Source organism: Herbaspirillum frisingense GSF30, from assembly GCF_000300975.2.
GTDB lineage: Bacteria > Pseudomonadota > Gammaproteobacteria > Burkholderiales > Burkholderiaceae_D > Herbaspirillum > Herbaspirillum frisingense.
Genome location: NZ_AEEC02000060.1, coordinates 1 through 17013, shown reverse-complemented (window position 1 = coordinate 17013; position 17013 = coordinate 1). Strand labels below are relative to the sequence as shown.

At 61.9% G+C, this 17013-nt stretch carries 14 protein-coding genes, 1 tRNA gene, 1 rRNA gene and 1 pseudogene; 8 read left to right on the top strand and 9 right to left on the bottom strand.

The window, feature by feature from the left end:
- From trmB to HFRIS_RS23630, 6 genes are all read right to left on the bottom strand, one after another.
- On the bottom strand, window positions 1-513 hold a 513-nt coding region (trmB, locus tag HFRIS_RS23655), incomplete at its 3' end, for a tRNA (guanosine(46)-N7)-methyltransferase TrmB (protein WP_006465550.1).
- Between the two features lie 79 nt (window positions 514-592).
- Window positions 593-666 (bottom strand) — tRNA-Gly (locus tag HFRIS_RS23650).
- Between the two features lie 222 nt (window positions 667-888).
- Window positions 889-1620, bottom strand: a complete 732-nt coding sequence (locus HFRIS_RS23645) for a molybdate ABC transporter substrate-binding protein (protein WP_006465549.1) — start codon at window positions 1618-1620, stop codon at window positions 889-891.
- 247 nt (window positions 1621-1867) lie between these two features.
- Entirely contained in the window at window positions 1868-3712 is a 1845-nt protein-coding gene (gene recQ / locus HFRIS_RS23640) for a DNA helicase RecQ (RefSeq protein ID WP_006465548.1), read from the bottom strand.
- Between the two features lie 38 nt (window positions 3713-3750).
- Window positions 3751-4623, bottom strand: a complete 873-nt coding sequence (locus tag HFRIS_RS23635) for an undecaprenyl-diphosphate phosphatase (RefSeq protein ID WP_006465547.1) — start codon at window positions 4621-4623, stop codon at window positions 3751-3753.
- A gap of 164 nt (window positions 4624-4787) precedes the next feature.
- Window positions 4788-5642, bottom strand: a complete 855-nt coding sequence (locus tag HFRIS_RS23630; protein ID WP_006465546.1) for an undecaprenyl-diphosphate phosphatase — start codon at window positions 5640-5642, stop codon at window positions 4788-4790.
- 296 nt (window positions 5643-5938) lie between these two features.
- Here HFRIS_RS23630 and arsC point away from each other — a divergent pair.
- Window positions 5939-6289: pseudogene (arsC, locus tag HFRIS_RS23625) on the top strand (arsenate reductase (glutaredoxin)); the annotation flags it as partial.
- 152 nt (window positions 6290-6441) lie between these two features.
- Complete coding sequence (locus tag HFRIS_RS25645) at window positions 6442-6609, top strand: hypothetical protein (RefSeq protein WP_166758416.1); 168 nt, start codon at window positions 6442-6444, stop codon at window positions 6607-6609.
- Here HFRIS_RS25645 and HFRIS_RS23620 read toward each other — a convergent pair whose 3' ends face one another.
- Window positions 6610-6900 (bottom strand): YkgJ family cysteine cluster protein, encoded by a 291-nt coding sequence (locus HFRIS_RS23620; RefSeq protein ID WP_006465544.1) that lies wholly within the window; start codon window positions 6898-6900, stop codon window positions 6610-6612.
- 174 nt (window positions 6901-7074) lie between these two features.
- Between HFRIS_RS23620 and HFRIS_RS23615 the strand changes: the two genes are divergently transcribed.
- The 3 genes from HFRIS_RS23615 to HFRIS_RS23605 all read left to right on the top strand — a co-directional run bounded on the left by HFRIS_RS23615 (window position 7075) and on the right by HFRIS_RS23605 (window position 8919).
- The gene (locus HFRIS_RS23615; RefSeq protein ID WP_039877179.1) at window positions 7075-7704 is read left to right on the top strand and encodes a TetR/AcrR family transcriptional regulator; all 630 of its coding nucleotides are present in this window, start codon (window positions 7075-7077) and stop codon (window positions 7702-7704) included.
- Between the two features lie 207 nt (window positions 7705-7911).
- Complete coding sequence (locus HFRIS_RS23610) at window positions 7912-8577, top strand: protein-L-isoaspartate O-methyltransferase family protein (RefSeq protein ID WP_006465542.1); 666 nt, start codon at window positions 7912-7914, stop codon at window positions 8575-8577.
- A gap of 18 nt (window positions 8578-8595) precedes the next feature.
- Window positions 8596-8919: a rhodanese-like domain-containing protein gene (locus HFRIS_RS23605; protein ID WP_006465541.1), complete on the top strand. Its 324-nt coding sequence runs from the start codon at window positions 8596-8598 to the stop codon at window positions 8917-8919.
- A gap of 99 nt (window positions 8920-9018) precedes the next feature.
- Here HFRIS_RS23605 and HFRIS_RS23600 read toward each other — a convergent pair whose 3' ends face one another.
- Window positions 9019-9678 (bottom strand): TetR family transcriptional regulator, encoded by a 660-nt coding sequence (locus HFRIS_RS23600; protein WP_006465540.1) that lies wholly within the window; start codon window positions 9676-9678, stop codon window positions 9019-9021.
- 580 nt (window positions 9679-10258) lie between these two features.
- On the opposite strand from HFRIS_RS23600, the gene HFRIS_RS23590 reads away from it, so the two are divergent.
- From HFRIS_RS23590 to adeC, 3 genes are read left to right on the top strand one after another with little or no spacing between them, the layout of a single operon-like run.
- Window positions 10259-11467 (top strand): efflux RND transporter periplasmic adaptor subunit, encoded by a 1209-nt coding sequence (locus HFRIS_RS23590; protein ID WP_039877174.1) that lies wholly within the window; start codon window positions 10259-10261, stop codon window positions 11465-11467.
- 11 nt (window positions 11468-11478) lie between these two features.
- Complete coding sequence (locus tag HFRIS_RS23585; RefSeq protein WP_006465538.1) at window positions 11479-14634, top strand: efflux RND transporter permease subunit; 3156 nt, start codon at window positions 11479-11481, stop codon at window positions 14632-14634.
- Window positions 14627-16078, top strand: a complete 1452-nt coding sequence (gene adeC, locus HFRIS_RS23580; RefSeq protein WP_006465537.1) for an AdeC/AdeK/OprM family multidrug efflux complex outer membrane factor — start codon at window positions 14627-14629, stop codon at window positions 16076-16078. Before HFRIS_RS23585 ends, adeC begins: the two co-directional genes overlap by 8 nt.
- 708 nt (window positions 16079-16786) lie before the next feature.
- Here the strand turns inward: adeC and rrf are convergent.
- A 5S ribosomal RNA gene (gene rrf, locus HFRIS_RS23575) occupies window positions 16787-16899 on the bottom strand.
- Window positions 16900-17013 lie beyond the last annotated feature (114 nt).

Genomic DNA, 17013 nt, shown 5'->3' with positions numbered 1-17013 from the left:
GCCCACGGCCAGGCGCGAGCTCAGCAGCTGCACCAGCGGCGCCTGGATCAGGCGGCGCTTGTTGTGGCGCGCCTTGTGCCAGGGATCGGGGAAGAACACGTGCACGCCCGCCAGGGCGCCTGGCACGATCATGTTGTTGAGCACTTCCACGGCGTCGTGCTGGATGATGCGCACGTTATCCAGGTTGCCTTCACCGGCCAGCTTCAGGTAGCTGCCCACGCCGGGCGTATGCACTTCCACGCCGATGAAATTCTTTTCCGGCATCAATGCAGCGATCTTGGCGCTGGTCTCGCCCATGCCGAAGCCGATCTCCAGCACGGTCGGCGCCGAGCGACCGAAAGCGGCCTGCAGGTCCAGGGCTTCCTTGGCATAGGGCAGCATGAACCTGGGGCCCAGTTCTTCCAGCGCACGGCCCTGTGCATTGGAGACGCGCCCGGTGCGCGTGACGAAGCTGCGGATGCGGCGCTCGCTCGGATCATAGAAAAGCGGCTTGCCGGATTTGTTCTCAGACATGAATGACTCGTGAATCGGTGAAGCGCGGCCCTGAACCCCTCTTGTGCCGGAGGCTTCCGGCGGCAGGCCGCATGCGGTATGGAGCGGGTGAAGGGGATCGAACCCTCGTCTTAAGCTTGGGAAGCTCCTGCTCTACCATTGAGCTACACCCGCGTGTGGGTGGGCATTATACCGGGTTACGACGGGTCTTTTCCAGCATCGGGGATTGGCCAAGGGGAGGATTGACGAGAAGCCTGCATCGTCAGGACCGCGGCCAGCCTGTCCAGCACGCAGCGATCTGCACATGCCTGAGCTGATGGAAGCGGTTCGCTACCTCACAGGCCTGACTCGACGATCAGTGGCGCATGACGATGCTGAATCGGGCTCATCCACCCCTCAACGACCTTCCGGCAACAACCCATGCTCCTCAATCGCCTTGCGCGTCGCCGGCTCTTCAAACATCGTCAGAAAGGCCCGTGCGGCGACAGCAGAAGCAGAGTGCGCACCCACTGCACCAGCATAGACGGTGTAGTTCTGGATGGCGGCGGGTAAGGGGCCGACCAGGTGGGCGCCTTTGACCTGCAGGATTTCGCTCTGCTGATGCAGTGCCAGCGCGGCGCTGCCATCGACCAGCTTTTCGGCCACCAGACCGCCGGGTACCAGGACTTCCTTGGCATGCAGCTGGGCGGCGATGCCGAGTTTTTCAAACAGCTTTTCCAGATAGATCCCGCTTGACCCTCCGGCCTTGGGATCGATCAGCGCTACCGAGGGCGCGTCCAGCAATGCCTTCCTGAACTGGGCGACGGTGGCGATGGCCGGCGACGGGGCGCCCTGCTTTACCGCAACCGCGATGCCCACGCGCGCAATCGGGCGGCTGCTTGCCAGGTTGAGATAGCCATCCTTGCCCAGGCCATCCAATACGCCGTCTGGCACGACGAGCACATCAAAAGCGGCGCCTGAGCGCACACGTTTGTCCATGACGCCCGCGGTGGCGTTTTCCACTGTCACATGGATGCCGCTGCGCTGCTCAAAGTCGGCTGCCACGGTGCGGACGACGGGTGCAATGGCGCCGGCAGCAAGGATCTTGAGATCGTCGGCAGCGGCGGGCAGTGCGATCAGGGCGGACAAGGCGGCGGCTACAAGAAGCGGGAGACAGAACGGGCGCACGATTTCTCCAGAGGTGGAAGTGCAGCGGATGGTAACAGCGGAAGGAAAGCAGAAAGCGCGTCGGCGCTGATTATACGACGCACGAAGGTGGGGCGTTTGTGCCCTGCCGGCAGGCCTTGCATGAAGACGATCTGCGGCATTGACGTAGAACGGACTGGACCGGATTGCGCCGATGGCGACGACACTCCCGTTCCATCGCCCGCCCCGCTCAAGCCTGCATCTCTGCAATCAACGCGATGATCTGATCGCCGTAGGTTTCCAGCTTCTTCTCGCCCACGCCGGTGACGTGGCGCAGGTCGTCCAGCGATTGCGGTCGGGCCTTGGCGATTTCGCGCATGGTCGCATCGTGGAAGATGACGTAGGCCGGTACGTTGTGGGCGCGCGCGGTTTCGACGCGCCACCAACGCAGCTTTTCGAAGAGCGCCTGTTCTTCGGTGTTGAGATCGGTCTCGACGAAACCGGAACGCTGGGAGCTGCGCTTGGCCTTTTCCGGCTTGCGGTAACGGCGCAATTGCACCTGCTGTTCACCCCGCAGCACCGGGCGGGCGGCTTCGGTGAGCTTGAGGGCGCTGTAGTTCTCGGCATCCACCGTCAGCAGTCCCAGGGCGATGACCTGGCGCAGGATGGCGCGCCATTCGGCTTCGCCACGATCACTGCCGACGCCGAAGACGGAGAGCTGGTCGTGCCGCCACTGCTTGACGCGCTCGCCATCGATGCCGCGCAGCACCTCGATCACATGACCTGGCGCGAAGCGCTGGTCGACCCGATAGACGGTGGAGAGGAGCTTCTGCACCTCGACGGTGGCATCGAAGGACACCGGGGGCGTGAGGCAGGTATCGCAATTGCCGCAGGGGCCGGACTTCTCGCCGAAGTAATCGAGCAGGTGCACGCGCCGGCAGTGCAGGGTTTCGCACAGGGACAGCATGGCGTCGAGCTTGCTGCTCTGGACGCGTTTGAAACTGTCGTCGGCTTCGGACTCGTCGATCATGCGGCGCTGCTGCACCACGTCCTGCAGGCCATAGGCCATCCAGGCGTCGGCGGGCAAGCCGTCACGGCCGGCGCGGCCGGTCTCCTGGTAATAGCCTTCTACGCTCTTGGGCAGGTCCAGGTGGCAGACGAAGCGTACGTCGGGCTTGTCGATACCCATGCCGAAGGCGATGGTGGCGACCATCACGATCCGGTCCTCGCGCAGGAAGCGCGCCTGGTTGGCGGTGCGCAGCGCGTAGTCCATCCCGGCATGGTAGGCCAGGGCATTGATGCCTTCGCCGCGCAGGAATTCGGCGGTTTCCTCGACCTTCTTGCGCGAGAGGCAATAGACGATGCCGGCATCCTCGGGGTGTTCGCTCTTGATGAAGTCCAGCAGCTGCTTGCGACCGTTGGCCTTTTCCACGATCTGGTAGCGGATGTTGGGGCGATCGAAGGAAGAAACGAATTGGCGTGCATCTTCGAGTTGCAGGCGGTGGATGATTTCTTCGCGGGTCTGCTGGTCGGCGGTCGCCGTCAGGGCGATGCGCGGCACCTGCGGGAAGCGCTCGTGCAGTACCGACAGCTTGATGTATTCCGGCCGGAAATCGTGGCCCCATTGCGAGACGCAGTGCGCTTCGTCGATGGCGAAGAGGGAAATGCGGGAGGATTCGAGCAGTTCCAGGCAGCGCGGCGTCATCAGCCGTTCGGGAGCGACGTAGAGCAGGTCGAGGTCGCCCTGGCGCAGGCGGCGCTCGATCTGCATGGCTTCGTCGAAGCTCTGGGTGGAATTGAGGAAGGCGGCGCGCACGCCGACTTCGGCCAGCGCGTCCACCTGGTCCTGCATCAGCGCGATCAGCGGCGAGACCACCACGCCGGTGCCGGCGCGCAGCAAGGCCGGTACCTGGTAGCACAGCGATTTGCCGCCGCCGGTGGGCATGAGCACCAGGGCATCACCGCCGCCGGCGACGTGCTGGACGATCTCGCCCTGATGACCGCGAAAGGACGAATAACCGAACACCGTCTCCAGCACATGCAATGCGCGTTCTTGCTGGGTGGCGCCGGCGGGCAGGGAATCGAAATCGACCATGGAAAAACCTGAAGCTGCTGCGTAGCGAAGGCGCTATTTTATTGCAGCCAGCCCCGGGACACCGCGAACAACAGGAAAACACCCAGTACGGCTCGATAGATGATGAAGGGCCAGGTGGAGAAACGCTCCAGGAATTTCATCAATCCCCAGATGGCGGCAAAGGCCGAGACGCTCGCCACGGCCAGGCCGAACAGCAGGACACCCCAGGCTTCCAGGGGGATGTGGGCGTGCAGCAGCACGGCCAGTTCCTTGAGGCCCGCCAGGGCGATGGCCGGCAGCCCGAGCAGGAAGGAGAAGCGTGCTGCCTCTTCCCGGCGGAAATTGAGGAACAGGGCCGCGGTGAGCGTGGAGCCGGAGCGGGAAACGCCCGGGATCAGAGCGCCAACCTGCGCCAGGCCGACGATGAGGGCGTCGCGCAGGCGCATCTGGTCGACGCTGCGGCGATGCCGGCAGACCAGTTCGGACAGCGCCAGCAGCAGCGCCATGACGATGCAGGACCAGCCGATCACGGACAGGCTGCGCAGCGGCGAGCCGCAGGCGTTGAGCACGTGCGATAGCGCCAGGCCGGCAATGCCGATGGGGATGGTCGCCAGGATGATGGCCACGGCCAGCTTGAACATGGGGTCACTGAAATCGCGACGGCGCCAGGCCGCCAGGCTGCCGCCGGTGACGGCCGAGACATCGCGCCGGAAGTAGCTGATCACGGCGGCCAGGGCTGCGAGCTGCATGGCGGCCGAGAAGGCCGAACCCGGATCATGCCAGCCGAGAAAGGCCGGCACGATGCGCATGTGGGCGGTGGAGGAAATGGGGAGCAGTTCGGTGATGCCCTGGACGATGCCGAGGAAACCGATCTGCGCGTAGCTCAGGGGGGCAAAGCCGATATCAAGCCCGGCGCTGCAGACGTTGGCCATGGAGTGTGCTCTGAAGGGGGTGGCGAAAGAGAGTTGTGAACGCCGCCGGTATCTAGGGCCTGTTCACACTAAATCTGCGAGTGCGAGCAGGCCATAGGACGGCGGGTGCTGCAGTGTACCGCGCCGCAGGCGGCGCTGGCTGACAGGGTCCTGACGCGGGCGTTTTACTCGACCCAGGCCACCACGCCGGTGTAGGCGGTGACCAGCACGATGATGCCGAAGACGATGCGGTACCAGGCGAAGATCGTGAAATCGTGCGAGCTGATGTAGCGCAGCAGCCAGCGTACGCACAGGAAGGCGGAGACGAAGGCGGCAACCGTGCCCACCGTGAACAGGGGGACATCGGCCGCCGACAGCAGCGCGCGCTCCTTGTAGAGCGAATAGATGGTGGCGGCGAACAGGGTCGGGATGGCCAGGAAGAAGGAAAATTCGGTAGCGGCCTTGCGCGACAGGCCGAACATCATGCCGCCGATGATGGTGGCACCGGAGCGGCTTGTGCCGGGGATCAGGGCGAAGGCCTGGGCGATACCGACCTTCAGCGCGTCCAGCGGGGTCATGTCGTCCACGGTTTCGACGCGGGCCGAGGCCATGCTCATGCGATCCTTGTTACGACGTTCCACCCACAGGATGATCAGGCCGCCGACGATGAAGGCGATGGCCACCGAGACCGGGTTAAACAGCACTTCCTTGATACGGCGACTGAACAGAAAGCCCAGGATGGCGGCCGGCAGGAAGGCAATGATGAGGTTGATGACCAGGCGCTGCGCCTTGCGGTCGGTGAACATGCCGCAGAGGACAGTGGCGATGCGCACGCGATATTCCCAGCAGACGGCGAGGATGGCACCGGCCTGGATCACGATTTCGAAGACGTCGGCTTTTTCCTTGGAGAAAGAGGGGCCGGTGAATTGCAGCAGGCTGTTGGCCAGGATCAGGTGGCCGGTGGAGGAGATGGGAAGGAATTCGGTCAGGCCTTCGACAATGCCCATGATGAGCGCCTTGAGCGCGAGGATGGTATCCATACGGTAGCTGGGGGTGGCTTTTTCTGAGGAGTTGAAGGGAAATGGTGCTGATCACGCAGGCTGGCCAGCGAAATCGGTACCGATATGGCCGGAATCGTTCAATGGCACCCTCAAGAAGGCACATCGACAAGCCCGCATCGGTGCAAACCGGCGTTTCGACCGCACAAACCTGAAAAAAGTGCAGTCGGTGCAGTGCAACAAATTCGGATTCTACCTTAGCAACGTGACAAAACTCGCGTTTTCCTTTGGTGATAACGCGCTACCATGCGGTTTTTCATTCACCTGCGGGAATCTGCATGAGCGCTTTCACCATCTATCACAACCCGCGTTGCGGCACCTCGCGCAATGTGCTGCAGGCGCTGCGGGACGGCGGCGTCGAGCCTACCATCATCGAATACCTGAAGACCCCTCCCGACCGGGCGACCCTCAAGCAGCTGATCGCCGCCATGGGCGTGCCGGTGCGCGAGGTGGTGCGAACCAAGGAAGCGCTGTACCAGGAACTCGGGCTGGATGCGGCCACGGTCAGCGATGAGCAATTGATCGATGCCATGCTGGAACATCCCGTGCTGATCAACCGCCCTATCGTCATCGCGCCCAAGGGAACGATGCTGGTGCGTCCCAGCGAGCGGCTGGCGGAAATCTTTCCCTGAGCTTCCTTCCTGACATTTCCTGAACGCAATCGGGAGGCATCGGGACGGTATCCGCACCGTATCGGCAGTCATTTGACCTCAATCGCGCTATACTTGGCTGATCCGTGGTACAACGCGGGAGTTCTCTCCCCATCGAATCAGGAGCAGCGGTGCATCATCGACACGAAGAAAGTACTGCCGATCTGAAGGAGCTGACGACCATCGCTCCGATCAGCCGAGAAGCCCATGCCGCCCACCTCAAGGAAAAGGTGGATACCCGGCGCCTCATCGAAGATATCCGCGATGAAGCGCGACGGCGGCGCGAGGAAGCCTACTAACTACTTAGGGGCGAGCCTACCGGCGTCAGTTCGTGGCGCAGGCGCAGTCAGCGCCTCCAGCCTTGTAAGCCAGGCAATGGCCTGGCTACGGTCGTCGCCGCACATCTCTGCCGAAGGCTGCAGCCCTGCGCAGAAAGCCGGTCGCCCGGCCTGTCCGAATATCTTGCATCGCATGTCCTGATCCAATTGCACACACGGCACGTTGGCCGGTTTGCCGTCGGGCATACCGGGGATCGGGCTGGTGATGGAGGGGGCGATGCAGCAGGCGCCGCAGGCATCTCGGCACTTCATGGGGGCTTCCTGATGGGACGGTGGGCCTGCATTGTAGTCCATCGCTGCCTGCGGGCAGTGAAAGCCCACCGCTGTCACACTGCTTGCGTCCTGCTTGTGCCGCGCTTGCGCCAGCGGCTTGACGTCGGCGCAGCTTGCCACTTACAGTGCCCCGTCCCGGTCATTTTGCTTCTCATGTCTGCCTTATCCAAAGAACCGCGTTGGGAACGACGCAAGCAGGACCGCCCCCAGGAATTGCTGGGGGCGGCCCTGGAATTGTTCGTGGAACGCGGCTATGCAGCGACCCGCCTGGAAGACGTGGCCACCCGCGCCGGTGTTTCCAAGGGCACCCTCTATCTCTACTTCGACAGCAAGGAAAGCCTGTTCAAGTCGGTGGTACGCACCAATATGCTGCCGCTGCTGGATCAGGCCGAAGCGCGCATCGCAGGCCACGCCGGCAGCAGTGCCGACCTGCTGCGCGACCTGATCATGCACTGGTGGGAGGCCGCCTCGCACTCCGGGGTGATGGGCATCGCCAAGCTGATGATGGCCGAATCCGGCAACTTCCCCGAACTTGCGCGTTTTTACCATGAAGAAATCACTGCCCGGGGCGACGCCACCGTGGTCCGCGTGCTGGAGCGCGGCATGGCATGCGGGGAGTTCAGACAGATTGATGCAGAAGCGATGAAAAAGGTCATCGTGGCTCCAGTGGTCATGCTCATGCTCTGGGATCAGTCACTGGCCCCCTGTGCAGTGGCTCCCATCGATCCACGCTGCTATCTGGAGAACATGATCGACCTCTGCCTCAATGGGCTAAGGGCCTGAAGCACGGGCCACGGATGGCCGCCCGCTACGCATCCGCCCCCGGGGTTCAGCACGCAACAACAGGCCCATACTCGCATTGCATTGAGGAAAACCCGCAACAGAAGCGCCGCCCGCCACTTTTTCCCGGCATAGATGGGCTGATTAGCTGGGCGGTGTTTGATAAAATGCTGCCTTTCCGTCGCTATTAGATTAGATCGAGCCACCGCCATGAATATCGAACAAGCCCGCTTCAACATGATCGAACAGCAAATCCGTCCCTGGAATGTGCTGGCGCAGGATGTGCTGGACCTGCTGATGGTCGTCAAGCGTGAAGAATTCGTCCCGGCCGCCTATCGCAGCCTGGCGTTCTTCGACACCGAGATCCCCCTGCCGGGCGGTGAAAACATGCTGGCCCCCAAGATCGAAGCGCGCATGCTGCAGGAAGCCAACGTCAAAAAGCACGAATACGTGCTGGAAATCGGCGCCGGTTCGGGATACATGGCGGCTCTGCTGGCGCACAAGGCGCGTCACGTGACCACCGTGGAAATCTCCCCCGAGCTGAAGACACTGGCCGAGCAGAACCTGTCCGACTACGGCGTGGCCAACGTGGATGTACAACTGGGTAACGGCGCCCAGGGCTGGACCGGCGCCGATGGCAAGGCCGGCGAATACGACGTGATCGTCATTTCCGGTTCGCTGCCACTGCTGCCGGAAGCCTTCGGCAAGCAACTGAAGGTGGGTGGCCGCCTGCTGGCCATCGTCGGTTCCGCACCGGTGATGGAGCTGCAACTGATCACCCGCACTTCGGAACATGTCTTTGAAACCGTGAACATCGTGGAAACCATGGCCAAGCCGCTGCATGCAGCGCTGGTGCCGTCCCACTTCACGTTCTGAACCTGACAGGAAAGCATCATGGAGCACATCTCCGCCCCGGAACTGGCCGCCTGGATCAATGATCCCGACCGACCCACGCCCCTGCTGCTGGACGTGCGCGAGCCCTGGGAACACCAGACCTGCCACATCCCCGGTACGCAACTGGTGCCGATGAACACCATTCCCGGCCGTTTTTCCGAGCTCGACGAAGAACAGCCGGTGGTCTGCATCTGCCACCATGGCGGCCGCAGCATGCAGGTCGCGGCTTTCCTGGAGCGCCAGGGCTTCACCAAGGTCATCAACCTGAGTGGCGGCGTGCATGCCTGGGCCACGCAGGTCGATCCGACCATGCCGACCTACTGAGTCGACGCTTCCCTCCCGCCATATGGCCCGGTCAGACCGGATCGCATGGCGCGGCAAGGCGGCCCACCTTCTTCTCCGGGTCGCCCTTCCCTACCTCGCTCAGCTCACCACTTCCTTCACTTCTTGCACTTTCTGCAGTGAAGGTGCTGCCTTTAAGGCGTACAAAGACGCTGCCAGCACACGTTCACCTTCCACGACCAGGTCAAAACTCTCGGGTGAAAAGAACCAGTCCGTCAGCAAGCCACTGAAGGTCGCATGGGCCATCAGGCAGGCCAGGCGGATGTCCAGCGTGGCCGGCAGTTGCCCGTGCGCTACCGCATTGCCGAGGATCTGCTCGAGTCGCAACATGCCGTCGACGTGGCACTCGCGCTGCCGGATCAGGATGGGGTCGTGCGCGTCGGCAAACTCGCACTTGTTGAAGATGATGTCGAACACGCGCCGGCAGCGCTCATCGGTTGCGGCCATCGTCAGCACGTAGATGCCGCTGCGCAGGAACTGCCCCAGCGGATCGGCCACCTGCGGGCTGGCGTTCTCTTCCAGCACGGCCTCCATCGGCAGGCGCACGCGCTCGCACATGGCGTCGAAAAGGTCGCTCTTGTTCTTGAAATGCCAGTAGATCGCGCCCCGCGTGACGTCGGCCGCCTTGGCGACGTCGGCCAGCGAGGTCTGCGAAACACCGCGTTCATGGAATACCTGCTCGGCAGCATCGAGGATGCGGGCGCGCGTTTCCAGTGCTTCTTCCTTGGTGGAACGGGCCATCTCAGCAACCTCCGGAGAGCATCCAGTTGGAATCATCCATCGGCAAGCTTTGCTGCGCGCGCACATCTTCAGTGAACATTATTTGAACCTGAACAATCGCGCTTAAGCAGAAACTGTCATGGAGTGGAAAGAATTCGTCGTACACAATATCGGGCCATCTGTTTTGTCTTGCCGAGACCCGCTTATCGCGACGGGCCATGCGGAAGAGCTCGGTTTCAACACTGCGGAAACGGTATCAGAGTGCCTTCTGCAGGAAAATGCAAGGAATCGCTCATATTTAGCTACGCCGTTTCGAACAAGTTTGTTAAATTAATGTGATGTTTTGGAGAAATACATACATACATGAATGTATGTATAATAGCATCCGCTTCAAGCCCCTGTCGTAAGTCCTTCGCAAAAATTCGTCGCCCTAGCCGGGAAGCGGGCGGGGGATTTTTCGCATTGCAACAATGCCTCATCCTGCCGTCCCGCCAACTTCAGCCGGCGACGACAGGCACAGCATCATCGTCATCACCGGTTTTACCGAATTCGTTTCATCGCCGCCCTGGCGGCTTCAACTTTACTTTCGTGCGAGATATCTATGAGCTCAGTCAGTCGTTTCACGCGCCTTACCATGACCGTCGCCGTTGCCGCTGCGCTGGTCGCCTGCGGACAGAAACCCGCCGCCCAAGGCGGCCAGATGCCGCCGGCCGAGGTGTCGGTGGTGACCATCGCCCCGCAACGCGTGGCCATTACCAATGAACTGCCGGGCCGGGTGGAAGCCTTCCGTGTGGCGCAAGTCCGCGCACGGGTGGCCGGTATCGTGCAAAAGCGCGTCTTCAAGGAAGGCAGCGAGGTCAAGGAAGGCCAGGTCCTGTTCAAGATCGATCCGGCCCAGTACAAGGCCAGCCTGGAAAGCGCACAAGCCACATTGGCGCGTGCCCAGGCCAACCTGACGCAGACCTCGCTGACGGCGCAACGCTACAAGCCGCTGGTGGAAGTCAACGCCGTCTCCAAGCAGGAATATGACAACGCGGTCGCTGCCCAGAAGCAGGCAGAAGCCGACGTGGCCGCCGGCAAGGCTGCCGTGCAGACCGCCAGCCTGAACCTGGGCTATGCCACCGTGACCTCGCCCATCTCCGGCCGCATCGGTCGCGCGCTGGTGACCGAGGGCGCGCTGGTGGGTCAGGGCGATGCCACCCAGCTGGCGCTGGTGCAGCAGCTCGATCCGGTCTATGTCAACGTGACCCAGTCCAGCGCCGACCTGTTGAAGCTGCAGCAGGCCATGGCGGCGGGCCAGTTGAAGAGCGTGGGCGAGAACAAGGCCAGCGTGACCCTGGTGCTGGAAAACGGCCAAGCCTATGAACAACCGGGCAAGCTGCTGTTCTCCGACATCAGCGTGGACGAGAGCACCGGTTCGGTCTCGCTGCGCGCCGAGTTCCCCAACCCCAAGCGCCTGCTGCTGCCGGGTACCTATGTGCGTACCAAGATCGAACAGGCAGTGGACGAACAGGCCCTGCTGGTGCCGCAACAGGCTGTGATGCGTGATGCCGGTGGCTCGTCGGTGCTGGTGGTCAATGCCGAGAACAAGGTCGAACCACGTCCGGTCAAGACGGGCGGCGCGCGTGGCAACAACTGGCAGGTCCTGGACGGCCTGAAAGAGGGTGACCGCGTGATCGTGGAGGGCCTGCAGAAGGTTCGCCCGGGCGCTTCGGTCAAACCGGTGCAATGGAATCCCGCGGGCGCTCCCGCACAAGCGCAAGGCCAACCGGCCAAGCAAGACCCGAGCGCCCAACCGAAAGCTAACTAAGAGGCTGCCAGATGGGAAAGTTTTTTATTGATCGCCCCGTATTCGCGTGGGTGCTAGCGATCTTCATCATGCTGGCCGGTGCGCTGGCCATCACCGGCCTGCCGGTGTCCCAGTACCCCAACATCGCGCCGCCGACCATCGTGGTCACGGCGACCTATCCGGGTGCGACCGCACAGACCCTGGACGATTCGGTGACCAGCCTGATCGAACAGGAAATGAACGGCGCCGATGGTCTGCAATACATCGAGTCGCAAAGCCAGGCCAATGGCCAAGTGCAGATCACCATCACCTTCTCGCCGGAAACCAATCCGGACCTGGCGGCGGTGGATGTGCAGAACCGCCTGAAGCGCGTCGAGGCCCGTCTACCGGCCGCGGTGACGCAACAGGGCGTGCAGGTGACCAAGTCGCGTTCCAACTTCCTGCTCTTCATCGGTCTTTCCTCGACCGATGGCAAGCTCGATCCGGTGGCGCTGGGTGACTATCTGTCGCGTAACGTCCTGAACGAAATCAAGCGTGTCCCGGGCGTGGGTCAGGCACAGCTGTTCGGTACCGAACGCGCCATGCGCATCTGGATCGATCCGAACAAGCTGATCGGCCTGAACCTGACCCCGGCAGACGTGACCGCAGCCATCCAGGCACAGAACGCGCTGGTGGCCGGCGGTACACTGGGCGCCCTGCCCAGCCCGGGCACCCAGCAGATCGCCGCCACCGTGGTGGTGAACGGTCAGCTGACTTCGCCCGAGCAGTTCGGCAACATCGTGCTGCGCGCCAATGCCAACGGTTCGTCGGTGCGACTGCGTGATGTCGCCCGGGTCGAGGTCGGTGGCCAGAGCTATGACACTTCCGGTCGTCTGGACGGCAAGCCCTCCTCCTTCATCGGCGTGCAGCTCTCGCCCACCGCCAATGCGCTGGGCACCGCTACGGCCGTACACAAGAAGATGGACGAGCTGGCCAAGTACTTCCCCACTGGCGTGAAGTACACCATCCCCTACGACACCTCCAAGTTCGTCAAGATCTCGATCGAAGAAGTGGTCAAGACCCTGATCGAAGCGATCGTGCTGGTGTTCCTGGTGATGTTCCTGTTCCTGCAGAACATCCGCTACACCATCATCCCCACCATCGTGGTGCCGGTGGCGCTGTTGGGTACCTTTGCCACGCTGCTGCTGTTCGGCTTCTCGATCAACGTGCTGACCATGTTCGGCATGGTGCTGGCCATCGGTATCCTGGTGGACGATGCGATCGTGGTGGTGGAAAACGTCGAACGCATCATGAGCGAGGAAGGTCTCTCGCCGGCTGACGCCACCCGCAAGGCCATGGGCCAGATCAGCGGCGCGCTGATCGGTATCACCCTGGTGCTGATCGCGGTGTTCATCCCGATGGCCTTCTTCGGCGGTGCCGTGGGTGCGATCTATCGTCAGTTCTCGCTGTCGATGGTGGCTTCGATGGTGTTCTCGGTGCTGATGGCCTTCACGCTGACGCCGGCGCTGTGCGCCACCATCCTCAAGCCGGTCGAAAAGGGTCATCACCACGAGAAGAAGGGCTTCTTCGGCTGGTTCAACCGCAAGTTCAACAGCACCGCCGCCGGCTATCAAAGCGTGATCGCCCGCATGCTGAACAAGGCTGGCCGCTACATGATCGTCTATGTCGTGATCGTGGCCTGCGTGGGCTTGCTGTACGTGCGCCTGCCCGCCTCCTTCCTGCCCAATGAAGACCAGGGCTACATCATCACCAACGTCCAGTTGCCGCCGGGCGCAAGCACGGCGCGCACCACCGAGGTGGTCAAGAAGATCGAAGAGTATTACCTCAAGGACCCGGCAGTGGAACACGCCATTGCGGTGCTGGGCTTCTCGTTCTCGGGTAATGGTCAGAATGCGGCACTGGTGTTCACCCCGCTGAAGGACTGGTCCGAACGCGACAAGTCGCAGTCGGCCGACGCCGTCGCGGGCAAGGCCTTCGGTGCCTTCTCGCAGATCAAGGATGCGATCGTGTTCCCGCTGAACCCGCCGCCGATCCCGGAACTGGGTAATGCCACCGGCTTCACCTTCCGTCTGCAGGATCGCGCCGGGATGGGCCACGCCGCACTGGTGCAGGCCCGCAACCAGATCCTGGGCATGGCTTCGCAGAGCAAGGTGCTGGCCGGTGTGCGTCCGGAAGGTCTGGAAGATGCGCCGCAGTTGCAACTGGACATCGACCGCGACAAGGCCAACGCCCTGGGCGTGCCGTTCTCGGCGATCAACAGCGTGCTGTCCACGGCGCTGGGCTCGTCCTACGTGAACGACTTCCCCAACCTGGGTCGTCAACAGCGCGTGATCGTGCAGGCTGACGCCACCCGTCGTCTGCAACCGGAAGACCTGACCAACCTGTACGCCCGCAATTCCAATGGCGGCATGGTGCCGTTCTCGGCCTTCGTCACCGCGAAGTGGATCAATGGTCCGGTGCAGCTGATCCGCTACAACGGCTACCCGGCCATGAAGATCGCCGGTGGCGCTGCTCCTGGCCGCAGTACCGGTGAGGCGATGGCGGAGCTGGAATCCTTTGTGGCCAAGCTGCCGCCTGGCTTCGGCTTCGAATGGACTGGCCAGTCGCTGGAAGAAAAGACCTCCGGCAACCAGGCTCCTGCCCTGTATGCACTGTCGCTGATCGCGGTGTTCCTGGTGCTGGCGGCGCTGTATGAAAGTACCTCCATCCCGCTGGCGGTGATGCTGGTGGTGCCGCTGGGTATCCTGGGTGCACTGCTGGGCGTGACGTTGCGCGCCATGCCAAACGACGTGTACTTCAAGGTGGGCATGATCGCGGTGGTGGGTCTGTCGGCCAAGAACGCGATCCTGATCATCGAATTCGCAAAGGATTTGCAGGCGCAGGGCAAGGGGTTGATCGAGGCGACGCTTGAGGCGGTTCACCTGCGTTTCCGTCCGATCATCATGACCTCGCTGGCCTTCATCCTCGGCGTGCTGCCGCTGGCGATTGCCTCTGGCGCCGGCTCTGCCAGCCAGCGCGCCATCGGTACCGGCGTGATGGGCGGCATGATCACGGCGACCGTACTGGCGGTGTTCCTGGTGCCGATCTTCTTCGTGGTCGTGCGCAAGATATTCAAGGGTAGCGATCGTCAGCGCAAGTTCGACGCTGACCATTCGCCCAAGATCAATGTGGAGAACAACAATGGCTAATCTGTCGTTGCCGCGCTCGCCGCGCCTGCTGCAAATGTGCGCAGCGCTGCTGGTGGCCGGTGTCCTGGGGGGCTGCTCGCTGGCCCCCACTTATGAGCGTCCGCAAGCGCCGGTGGAAGCCGCCTATCCGGCGGATGCCGCTGGCCGTGCCGAACTGCAGGCCGTCAACCTGGGCTGGCGCCAGTTCTTCCCCGACCAGCGACTGCAGCAGCTGATCGCGACCGCTCTGGAGAACAACCGCGACTTGCGCACTGCCGTGCTCAACATCGAAGAAGCCCGGGCGCAATACCAGATCGCCCGCGCTGATCTGCTGCCCAATCTGAACGTCACTGGCAATGCTGCGCGTACCCGTACGTCGGCCAGCCAGTCGCTGACGGGCCAGCCTGTGATCAGCAACAGCTACCAGGTGGGCCTGGCGGTGCCAGCCTACGAGCTGGACTTCTTCGGTCGCGTGCGCAACCTCAAGGATGCGGCGCTGGCCAGCTATCTGAGCACCGAAGAGGCGCAGAAGTCGGCGCAGATCAGCCTGGTCGCGCAGGTGGCGCAGGCCTACCTTTCCGAGCGCTCCTATGCCGAGCAGCTGCAACTGGCCAATGACACCCTCAAGTCGCGTGAATCCAATCTGGATCTGGCGCAAAAGCGTTTCGACGTGGGTGCCAGTTCTGCGCTGGATTTTCGCCTGACGCAGACGTTGGTGGAATCGGCTCGCGTGGCCAAGGCCCAGTTGGAACGTCAGCGTGCACAAGCTGAGAACGCCCTCACGCTGCTGGTGGGCAAAAAGGTGGGCGACCTTCCACCCGCGCAACTGCTGTCGGATGAAAAGATCGTGACCGACATCCCCGCTGGACTGCCTTCGGAGCTGCTGACCAATCGCCCTGACATCCGCTCGGCCGAGCAGAGCCTGCTGGCAGCCAACGCCAACATCGGTGCGGCGCGTGCGGCATTCTTCCCGCGCATCTCGCTGACAGGCAGCTTCGGCAGCGCCAGCAGCACGCTGGGTGGCCTGTTCGAAAGTGGCTCGGGCGCATGGAGCTTCGGCCCCTCGCTGTCACTGCCCATCTTCGATTTCGGCCGCAACAGCGCCAATCTGGACCTGGCTGAAGTCCGCAAGAACAAGGCTGTAGTGAGCTATGAGAAGACCATCCAGACGGCCTTCCGCGAGGTTGCCGACGCGCTCGTCGCGCGTGGGACTCTGGATGACCAGGTCAAGGCGCAGGAGGCTTTCCTGGCGGCCCAGCAGGAGCGGCTGAAGCTGACTGATCTGCGTTTCAAGAACGGGATTGCCTCTTCACTGGATCAGCTTGATGCACAGCGGGACCTGTTCTCTGCGCAACAGGCCTTGATCCAGGCTCGCCAGCTGCGCTTGAACAATGCCATTGATCTGTATAAGGCATTGGGTGGCGGCATCAACGAGAACACCTTGAGTGTTGCAGCCAAGCAGTAAGTTTTATGGCGATCTGTTGAGATCGTGTTGTGGATGGAAGTAAAAAAGCCGGCATTGCCGGCTTTTTTATTGTCTTGTGGTTTAGAGGGTTGGGTGCGTGGGTGAGGTCACTCAGTGCTCGTTAGTGCTCGTTCGGATGTTGCTCGATCAAGTCATCAGTGATGGGTGTCAAGGGAGTGTCTCGGGCTGTGGATAAGATAAGTCTTCCGCAAACTCGAAGGCCGCCCTGTGCATAAACTAAGTTTTCTAATTATTGATGCCACACTGGACGCTACTTTGCGCCTTGTTTGTTCCCCGAATACTAAGTTTTCGACTCGATGTCGTGCCATCGATGCGTCGAACTGTCGACGCGACAGGCGGTGGACAAGATATCCAATCAAGGGGTTGTATCGCCAGGGCGCTTTCGCCCGGCCGATTCAATGGGCGATATTTCAATCGCAATTCATGTTCATCAGAAGTGATGACGTGCAGCCCGTAGGAACGGCTTTCCCTGTTCAGGAGGGGGGACGGCAGAGTGAGCGCCTTACCAGCTCTGCAATCCGCGTCACTGGAACCCAAGTCGAGGTCAGCCTAATGAGAGCAGGAGCGCGATGCCAATCAGGGCGACCTGTTGAGTTGTATGCAGCCGGGTGGGATGCGTGCGTGTTTTTGCCGCCCCAAAGCAAAAACCCTCGCTACTTTCGTAACGAGGGTTTTTGGGAGTAACAAGCCTGACGATGACCTACTTTCACACTGGTTGCAGCACTATCATCGGCGCGAAGTCGTTTCACGGTCCTGTTCGGGATGGGAAGGGGTGGTACCAACTTGCTATAGTCATCAGGCATAACTTGTATAGTTCCTTGCTCTCGAACGGAGCAGCAAGCAACTCAAACTGGAAGAAGTAATTTGATTCTGGGGTGTGATGCACTAGGGCAAACACAATATATGCTCAACTC